The sequence below is a fragment of the Propionicicella superfundia DSM 22317 genome (genome assembly GCF_000423465.1).
Classification (GTDB): domain Bacteria; phylum Actinomycetota; class Actinomycetes; order Propionibacteriales; family Propionibacteriaceae; genus Propionicicella; species Propionicicella superfundia.
This window is the reverse complement of record NZ_AUIA01000029.1, coordinates 1-8,636: the sequence shown is the minus strand read 5'-3', so window position 1 is coordinate 8,636 and position 8,636 is coordinate 1. Positions and strand designations below refer to the sequence as shown.

General features: G+C 67.5%; 9 protein-coding genes and 1 pseudogene. 9 read left to right on the top strand and 1 reads right to left on the bottom strand.

The window, feature by feature from the left end; all coding sequences use genetic code 11:
• Nucleotides 1–113 (top strand): annotated as a pseudogene (locus G555_RS22185) (cadmium resistance transporter); the annotation flags it as partial.
• Nucleotides 114–179: 66 nt separating this feature from the next.
• On the opposite strand, the gene merA reads toward G555_RS22185, so the two are convergent.
• The gene (gene merA, locus G555_RS0104960; protein ID WP_028708021.1) at nt 180–1,628 is read right to left on the bottom strand and encodes a mercury(II) reductase; all 1,449 of its coding nucleotides are present in this window, start codon (nt 1,626–1,628) and stop codon (nt 180–182) included.
• A gap of 78 nt (nt 1,629–1,706) precedes the next feature.
• Between merA and G555_RS0104955 the strand changes: the two genes are divergently transcribed.
• The 8 genes from G555_RS0104955 to G555_RS0104920 all read left to right on the top strand — a co-directional run.
• A complete protein-coding gene (locus G555_RS0104955) occupies nt 1,707–2,096 on the top strand; it encodes a heavy metal-responsive transcriptional regulator (protein ID WP_028708020.1) in 390 nt (129 codons plus the stop codon).
• 742 nt (nt 2,097–2,838) lie between these two features.
• The gene (locus G555_RS18045) at nt 2,839–3,096 is read left to right on the top strand and encodes an antitoxin VbhA family protein (protein ID WP_051208462.1); all 258 of its coding nucleotides are present in this window, start codon (nt 2,839–2,841) and stop codon (nt 3,094–3,096) included.
• Complete coding sequence (locus tag G555_RS0104945; RefSeq protein WP_028708019.1) at nt 3,096–3,854, top strand: Fic/DOC family protein; 759 nt, start codon at nt 3,096–3,098, stop codon at nt 3,852–3,854. Before G555_RS18045 ends, G555_RS0104945 begins: the two co-directional genes overlap by 1 nt.
• A gap of 375 nt (nt 3,855–4,229) precedes the next feature.
• Nucleotides 4,230–4,583 (top strand): DsrE family protein, encoded by a 354-nt coding sequence (locus G555_RS0104940; protein WP_028708018.1) that lies wholly within the window; start codon nt 4,230–4,232, stop codon nt 4,581–4,583.
• Nucleotides 4,580–5,746 (top strand): epoxide hydrolase family protein, encoded by a 1,167-nt coding sequence (locus G555_RS0104935; protein WP_211223179.1) that lies wholly within the window; start codon nt 4,580–4,582, stop codon nt 5,744–5,746. The genes G555_RS0104940 and G555_RS0104935 overlap by 4 nt, the downstream gene beginning before the upstream one ends.
• Nucleotides 5,743–6,477: a haloalcohol dehalogenase gene (locus G555_RS0104930; RefSeq protein WP_028708016.1), complete on the top strand. Its 735-nt coding sequence runs from the start codon at nt 5,743–5,745 to the stop codon at nt 6,475–6,477. The genes G555_RS0104935 and G555_RS0104930 overlap by 4 nt, the downstream gene beginning before the upstream one ends.
• A gap of 345 nt (nt 6,478–6,822) precedes the next feature.
• Nucleotides 6,823–8,040: a M23 family metallopeptidase gene (locus G555_RS21090; RefSeq protein WP_028708015.1), complete on the top strand. Its 1,218-nt coding sequence runs from the start codon at nt 6,823–6,825 to the stop codon at nt 8,038–8,040.
• A gap of 13 nt (nt 8,041–8,053) precedes the next feature.
• Nucleotides 8,054–8,636 (top strand): hypothetical protein (locus G555_RS0104920; protein WP_028708014.1); only part of this gene is annotated, 583 nt, incomplete at its 3' end.

The window sequence follows — 8,636 nt, the reverse complement described above, 5'->3', positions numbered from 1 at the left end:
CCCGGCCGCCGATCGCTGAAGTCCTCGAGCGCTGGGAACACATCCTGTTCCCCATCGTCCTGATCGGCCTCGGCATCGTCATCCTCGTCAGCGGAGGAGCGTTCGGTCTCTGACGGAGCCAAAGCGAACGAGAGAGGTCGCCAGGCTCGACGCTCCGGTATAGGGATCCCTGTGCGGGTTCATGCTGCGCAGCAGGAGAGTTTGGTGATGTCGGTGGTGAAGGTTTGGGCGGTGAGTTTGAGGCCTTCGGCCATGGTCAGGTAGGGGCTCCAGAGGTTGGCGACCTGGTCGGTGGTCATGCCGGCCTCGAGGATGTAGACGCCGGCGGCGGCGAGGTCACCGGCGTCCTGGGCGAGGGCGGTGATGCCGATGATGCGGCCGGTGTCGGCGTCGGTGACGATCTTGATGAGCCCGCGGGTGTCACGGTTGACGATGGCGCGCGGGACGTACGCCAGGGGCAGGACGCGGCTGTCGCAGCGGATCCCGGCAGTGCGGGCCTGCTGGTCGGTCATTCCGACGGAGGCCAGGGCGGGGCTGGTGAACACGACCCGGGGCAGGTGGCGGTAGTCGACCTCCCGGCCGGCTCCGGTGAGGGCGTTGTCGGCGACCAGGGCGCCGTGGGCCGCGGCGACGTACACGAACTGCGGGTGGGCGGTGACGTCACCCGCGGCCCAGATCCGCGGGTTCGTGGTGCGCAGGTGGCTGTCGATGATGACCTCGCCGCGCTTGCCGGCGCGCACGCCGATGGTGTCGAGGCCGAGCGTGCCGGTGACCGGGCGGCGGCCGGTGGCAACGAGGAGCTCGGCCGCGCGGAGCTCGTGTGAGCCGTCGACGGTGGTGGCGGTGACCGTGACCTCGCCGGTGGCCGGGTCGCGGCGCACCGCGGTGGGCACCGCGCCGCGGATGATCTCGATGCCTTCGTCGGCGAGGATTTCTTCCAGGGCGGTGGCGGCCTCGGGTTCCTCGTGGGAGGCCAGCCGTGAGCGGACGAGCATGGTGACCTGGGCACCGAGGCGGGAGAAGAGCTGGGCCTGCTCCATGGCGACGTAGCCGCCGCCGATGACCAGCAGCGACTCCGGGACGTGGTCCAGCTCCATCGCGGTCGTCGAGGTCAGATAACCGGCCTCCTGCAGGCCGGGGACCGGCGGCGCCCAGGGCGTGGAGCCGGTAGCGATGAGGTGGTGCGCGGCCCGGACGGTTTCCGCCGTGCCGTCCGGGCCGGTCACGCGGAGTGCCGGCTCAGTCGGTGTGCCGACGAAGGTGGCCTCGCCGGGGTGGAGGGCCCACCCGTACTCGGCGGCCAGGGCCGCGTACTTCTCGCTGCGCAGCGATCCGACGAGCTTGTCCTTGCCGGCGACCATGGCGGGCATGTCGACCGGTGGGGCGTCGGGGAGTGGCAGACCGGGGAACCGGGCGGCGTCGAGTGTGACGTGGCGGGCCTCGGCGGCCGCGAGCAGGGCTTTGGAGGGCACACACCCGGTGTTCACGCAGGTACCGCCGATGGTGCCGCGCTCGATCATCACCACCCGCTTGCCCAGGGTGGTGGCGCGGATCGCGGCCGCGAACGCCGCCCCACCGGACCCGATCACTGCCAGGTCATACGACCTGCCCTTGTCCGTTGCCGTCATAAGTCCTCCCTTGTTGCCGCGCCTCAGGACCAGGATCGACCTTCCAGTGCACTGGAAGGTCAAGGCAGAATGAGTGGCATGCGGATCGGTGAGGTGGCTCAGGCGTCGGGCACGACAGCTAAGACCCTGCGGTACTACGAGGACGTCGGACTCCTCCCCGACCCCGACCGCAGCCCGGCGGGGTACCGGGACTACGGCCCCGAGGTGCTCGACCGGCTGCACTTCATCCGCCGGGGCCAAGCCGCCGGGCTGACCCTGGCCCAGATCGGCCAGGTGCTGGCCATCCGAGACCGGGGCCAGGCCCCCTGCCAGCACGTCACCGACCTGCTCGACACCCGCCTCGCGGTCATCGACCGGCAGCTCGCCGAGCTCGCGCAGCTACGCACCACGATCGCCATCCTGCGCGAGCACGCCACCACCGGCGACCCGGCCACATGCTCCCCCGAGGACGTCTGCCGCTACCTGTGACCCGCGAAGGTCACCGGCCCGTGGCACCATCGCGACATGGCCGATGACACCCAGCAACGATGCTCGTGCTGCGGCCGCCAGCGGCCACGAAGGTCGCTCCACGCACTCGGGAGCGAACCGGCCTACATCTGCCGAAGGTGCGCGCTCTGGGTCGCCCTTCACATCGCTCGCGACTGAACGACTCCGCCCGCAACGCGGGCACGCCGCCGGCCGCGGCGAACATCGTCGGATGGTGCGCGAAGGAACCAAAGGGCGCGAATGACGACCAATCATCACGCCGCCAGCGCGATCGCGGGCGCCCGTTGCCGCACTCCTCATCCGACGGTCTGAGCTCCACCGCCTGGCAGCGGTCCGAAGCCTGGAGAGGGCATCGGAGCCGGACGGGACCCCCTAACGCTCAGTGGTCCGCCCTCGCAGCGGTTGCGGTCGGTCCAGTTGTCCGTCCCGTAGGAGGAACCCGTTGCGGAGGCGGTGCAGGTCATCGGCGGAAACCCACGCCCGAATGTTCGCAAGACCGCCCGAGAAGGGTTGTCCGGTGACGGTGCGTCATATGGGACGGCCTGTCGTCCCGTAAACGAACGTTTGTCGTCGAGCACCGTGACGTCGACGCGGCACCCGCCAGGACGCGGGCCGCTCTCGACCGGAACCCGCGACCGAAACCAAGTTCGACCGAAACACCGCTAGACCGTTATCGGTCGGACCGGTAGAATGGGCACTGACCGATCCACCGAGGAGGACGTCAATGACCCAGGCAGCGCGAATCACGTCGCCGTCGACGACCGAGGCGGAGCGGGCTCGCCAGGTCGAGGAGGCCGTGCACAGCGTGCGGATGGAAGGCCTCGCCCTCTCGCCGGCCGCCGCGGCCGACGCGGCCGAGTACGTCTCCGGGCGGATCACCCTCGATGAGTACGGCCGCCGAACCCGTGCCCGCTACGGCGTGCCTGAGGACGAGCGGGGGAGTGCAGCCCCGGCCCGCAAGACGGCCACGCGACGCGGGTGATGAGCGAGAGCGTCGACCCGTACACCGACCCCGAGACGGGCATCCTTCGCAACCGGATCGGTGCCCGCACCCAAGCCGCCCTCGACCAGGCTGAGGGCGACTTGTCCGTGCATCGTCTCGTCGAGCTGGCCGACCGCTACCCGGTGGCCCCGTCCGGGGACCTCGACGAGCTGCGCGGCATCCACCGACACCTGTTCCAAGACCTCTACGAGTGGGCGGGCAGGACCCGGACCGTCGACATACGCAAGCCCGACGGGCAGCCGTTCCTTCCCGCGTCCCGGATCGAGGTTGGCACCCGGTTCGTGTTCGAAGAGCTGCGGGCCGACAACCACCTGCGCAGCATGAGCCGGCCGACGTTCATCGAGCGCCTGGCGCACCACTACGACGCGCTCAACTACGCCCACCCGTTCCGTGAGGGCAACGGCCGCGCGCAGCGCGTGTTCTGGTCTCGGGTGGCCCGTGATGCCGGGTGGCACCTGGACTGGCGGCGAGTCTCGGCCGAACGCAACAACGAGGCATCCCGCGCCGCGATGGAACGCTCAGACCTTCGGCCGCTGCGCGAGATGTTCGACGCGATCACCACAGCGCGACGACCCAGGGAGAGAGGCACCCCTCGGGCTGCTCTGGACGCCGCCCGCCTCGCGTTCGGCGCGCCCGCGACCGAGGCAACCAGGACCACTCCCACCACATTCGAGGCAGGGACGCGCAGGCTGCCGCCGGGGCGCATGAGCGACCGGTCACCAGGGATCGGAGACTGACTAATGAGCACCCTCGTCGGCTACGCACGAGTGAGCACCCACGAGCAATCAAGCGCAGAATGCGTCGACGATGACGCACACGAACGTCCCGCCTGCCCACGTTGGCAGGAAGGGCAGATCGGTGACCAGAGCCGATTCGGCCGGTCGCGGTGAACTCCCGGCGCCCCGGGGCGGGTGCCCGTGTGGCGGTTGGGACCGGCTGGTCTTGACCCGCCCGACCGGGCGCACTGCGCCCCGGCTCGCTGAGAAACTCACAGATAACGGCTCGATCTCGAAGCCAATCTCTATAGATGCGCACATATGTGCAGAGTCGTTGCGCAACGACGCGTGTGCATGCAAAGCTGTTCCCAGCTCGACCTGTAGGAGGAATGAGGAATGATGAACGAAAACAGCGATTCGCTGGTCTTCGTGCTCCAGCACAAGAACGACCGCTTCGACCCGATGCCATTCAGCATCGCTCGGAGCTGGACAGAGGATCTGGGCGCCGACATCGCGCTGTACGTGATGTATGACGCGCTGGAACTGATCAAGAAGGACGCAGTCGAGGGCGCGCCCGATATTCGGGAAAGCTTGGACGCACTACTCGCTGCCGGCGTGTCCATCTATGCATGCGGGTTCTGCTCTCGTGCTTGCGAGCTGTCGACCGACGACTATTACCCCGGTATCCAGGTCGCCAACCGGCAGATTTTCCACGGCCTCATGTCTGACCGTCGTCCGCTCTACTGGTGACCGCGGTGAGTCCCACGCCGTTCGAGATCGCCGTGCCAGACGAGGTACTTGACGACCTCCACAAGCGGCTCGCCAACACTCGATTTCCCGCGTCGATAGAAGGTGCTGGATGGTCCTACGGCACCGATGTCGGGTATCTCCAGAGTCTGGTCGACTACTGGCGCACCGATTTCAATTGGCGTGAAGCCGAGCGGCGTCTGAACGAACTCCCGCAGTATCGCGCGCGGATCCAGGACGTCGACCTCCACTTTGTCCACGTCCCTGGAAAGGGACCGGCTCCGACGCCGCTCCTGTTCGTGCACGGTTGGCCAGGATCCTTCTCGGAGGTTTCCAAGATCATCGGCCCGTTGACCGATCCGGCGGCACACGGCGGCGATCCGGAAAACTCCTTCTCCGTGGTCGCGCCGAGCCTCCCAGGCTTTGGATTTTCGTCAGATATCGGACGTCCTGGTATGAATCCGGGCACCATGGCGGAGATACTCGCCGAGCTCATGACGGACGTTCTCGGTTATTCCGAATTCGTTGGGCAGGGCGGCGACTGGGGTTCTACCGTCCTCACCCGACTCGCGCACGCGCACCCCGACCTCGTGACCGGCCTGCACCTTAACTACAGCTCGGTACAGCCCAGCATGATCGATGCTGCCCCGCTCAGCGCAGCCGAGCAGCAGTACCTCAGTGCGAACCAGGAATGGAGCGCGCGCGAGGGTGCGTATAACAGTCTGCAGTCGACGAAGCCCCAGAGCCTCGCAGTCGCACTCAACGATTCGCCCGCGGGGCTCGCGGCGTGGCTGGTGGAGAAGTACCGCAGCTGGTCGGACTGCAACGGTGATGTTGAAAGCTCGTTCTCGTCGGACGAACTGTTGACGCAAGTGATGATCTATTGGGTGACCCAGTCCATTGGATCCTCATCCCGGCTGTACGCCGAACGAGCGCGGGAAGGGTGGACTTTTCCTCCGGGCGAGATCATCGACGTGCCCACTGCGTACGCTCGATTCCCCGCCGAAATTCGACGACCGCCGGCCGAGTGGTTGGAGCGGATGTTTCGGCTCGAGCGCTTCACAGATATGCCTCGCGGTGGACACTTCGCCGCGTTGGAGGTGCCCGACCTCTTGGTCGCCGACCTCCGTGAATTCCAGAACCAATTGAGAGGAAATGAACAATGAAGATCGCCCTCGTGACTCATGCACGGCATTTTGCAGGCCCCGCCGCCGTCGAGGCGCTTACGCGGGATGGCTATACCGTGGTTTGCCACGACGCGAGCTTCGCTGATGCAGCTGAACGACAGCGTTTCGAGTCGGAGAACCCGGGCACCGTCGCGCTCGCCGAGCAGAAGCCCGAGCGTCTGGTCGACGCCACGCTGCAGCACGGGGAAGCGATCGACACGATCGTCTCGAACGATTACATTCCGCGCCCGATGAATCGGCTCCCGATCGAGGGAACGAGCGAGGCCGACATCCGACAGATGTTCGAGGCGCTCAGCATCTTCCCGATCCTGCTCCTGCAGTCGGCCATCGCGCCGCTACGGGCTGCAGGCGGCGCCTCCGTTATCTTCATCACGTCCTCAGTTGGCAAGAAGCCGCTCGCCTACAACCCTCTCTATGGGCCCGCGCGCGCCGCTACCGTCGCGCTTGTCGAATCGGCAGCGAAGACGCTGTCCCGTGACGGAATCTTGCTCTACGCGATCGGTCCGAACTTCTTCAACAACCCGACGTACTTCCCGACGTCGGATTGGGAGAACAACCCCGAGCTCCGGGAGCGTGTCGAGCGGGACGTGCCGCTCGGTCGCCTCGGCCGTCCGGACGAGATGGGTGCGCTGATCACCTTCCTCGCTTCGCGTCGTGCAGCGCCCATCGTGGGGCAGTTCTTCGCTTTCACCGGTGGCTATCTGCCCTAACCCGCGCCGGTACGGCAACAGGACGAACTTTGTGATGAAGTTCGTCCTCTCGGCACGCCGAATTCCTCATCTAAGCGGCGCCGATACGGCAAGAGGAAGAGCCGATACGGCAACAGGAAGAACTGTCTGACACGGTTCGTCCTCCCAACGCGCCGGCGACCGCGTCTCAGCGGCGCCGGCGCCGCAACAGGACGAACTGTGGACGCGGTTCGTCCTCCTAGTGCGCACAGACGGCACTCACCCTGCTGGCTGTGTTGTGCTGCGCCCGAACCAGGCGCAGCGGTTCCAACCACCCCCTGCAATGCATTTTGGATCCACGAGCAGCTCGTCAACGCCGCGCACATCATGCTCGCCGCGCAGAAGCTCGGCCTCAGCGCCCGAGATCAGCAGATCGGCGTCTCGACCGCGATGGGCGAGTCCAGCCTGCGCGTCCTGGACTACGGCGACGACGTAGGCCCGGACAGCCGCGGGCTGTTCCAGCAGCGCGACAACGGCGCGTGGGGCTCGTACTCCGACCGGATGGACCCGTTCATCTCGGCCACCAACTTCTTCCGGGTCGAGATGACCATTGCTGGCCGAGAGTCGATGGAACCCACGCTCGTGTCCAACGCGGTGCAGCGCAACGCTGACCCGTACCACTACGCCCGGTTCTGGGAGCCCGCCGGTGCCGTCGTCACCGCCCTTGGCGGGGTTCAGCAGGCCGCAGCCCCGGCCGCCAACGCGGGAGCGGGCGGATCGGAGTACAGCCTCGGGCCCGTGCACCCCCAGACCGCGATCGTCGCCAACACGGTTGGACCCATGTTCGGCTTCGTCACCATCGGGGGCTACCGCGAATCCGCCCGCGACCCCAACGGGCACCCCAGCGGCCTGGCGCTGGACTTCATGACGAACGACATTCCCAATGGCAGAACGGCCGGTGACAACCTCGCCAAGTACCTCCAGGACCACGCGGCCGACCTCGGGGTGGACTACATCATCTGGCTACAGCGCATCTGGTCCACCGACCGCGCCGACGAGGGATGGCGTCCGATGGAGGACCGTGGCAGCCCCACGCAGAACCACATGGACCACGTCCACCTCAACCTCACCGGCAAGGGGTCCAGCGCCATCCCCGGATGCGAGACCGGGCTTCCCGGAGAGGTGTCCCTGGCCGGGTGGGCACTCCCGGCGCAAGGGCCGCTGAACTCCGACTTCGGACCGCGCAGTTCTCCCGGCGGTATCGGCTCGACCTACCACCGAGGCATCGACCTCGGCGGTGGCGGCTGCTACGGCCCCATCTGGGCCGCGAACACGGGCCAGGTCGTGCGGGCAGGACCCGCCGGCGGCTACGGCAACCTCATAGAGATTGACCACGGCAGCGGTGTCCACACCCGTTACGGCCACATGTTCAACGACGGCGTGCTCGCCAAGGTGGGCGATCAAGTCACCGCCGGGCAGCAGATCGCCAAGGTCGGCACCACCGGCACCTCCACCGGGTGCCACCTGCACTTCGAGGTGCTGGTCGACGGCCAGCAAGTAGACCCACAAGCCTTCCTCGCCCAGGTCGGCGTCACCATCAAGTAGTAGGGAGATACCGATGCAGAACATCGCCACCGTCAACCCCGATGGCACCGGCGTCGTCACCCTCGACGGCCAGCCGCCGGCGCACGTCAGCACCAGCAGCGTCGAGGAAGCCCGCCGTGCGCTCGTGGGCCTGGTCATCGACCACGCTCGCCGCACCGGCCAGCCCGTCGAGGTCATCGCCCGCGATCCCGACGCCGAGCACCGGCTCAGCGTGAGCCCAGATGGCTCTGTGCAGCCCATCACCGCGGCCACTCCCCCACTCAGTCCTTCGCCGGTCTCTGTGCAGACTCCCGAGCCCGCTAACGGCACCGGCTCATGGGTGCCTACACGCGCGAAGCCGACCACAGGGACCCGTGGCATGACGCACGGCGAGGAGCCGGCCGTCACCACGCGCCGTGAGGCGCGTGAGCGGTCGTTCCTGGCCGATGCGCGCCTCACCGCTCCCCCACTCACCGGCTGGCAAGCGTTCCTCGCCCGGCTCGGGTTCAAGTCCGGCCCCACGGCCGAGGAGGTGGCCAAGTGGGAGGACGAGCGGGCCATCTCCCAGCACTGGCCCGGGCCGCGCACCATCGCGGTCCTCAACGGCAAGGGCGGGG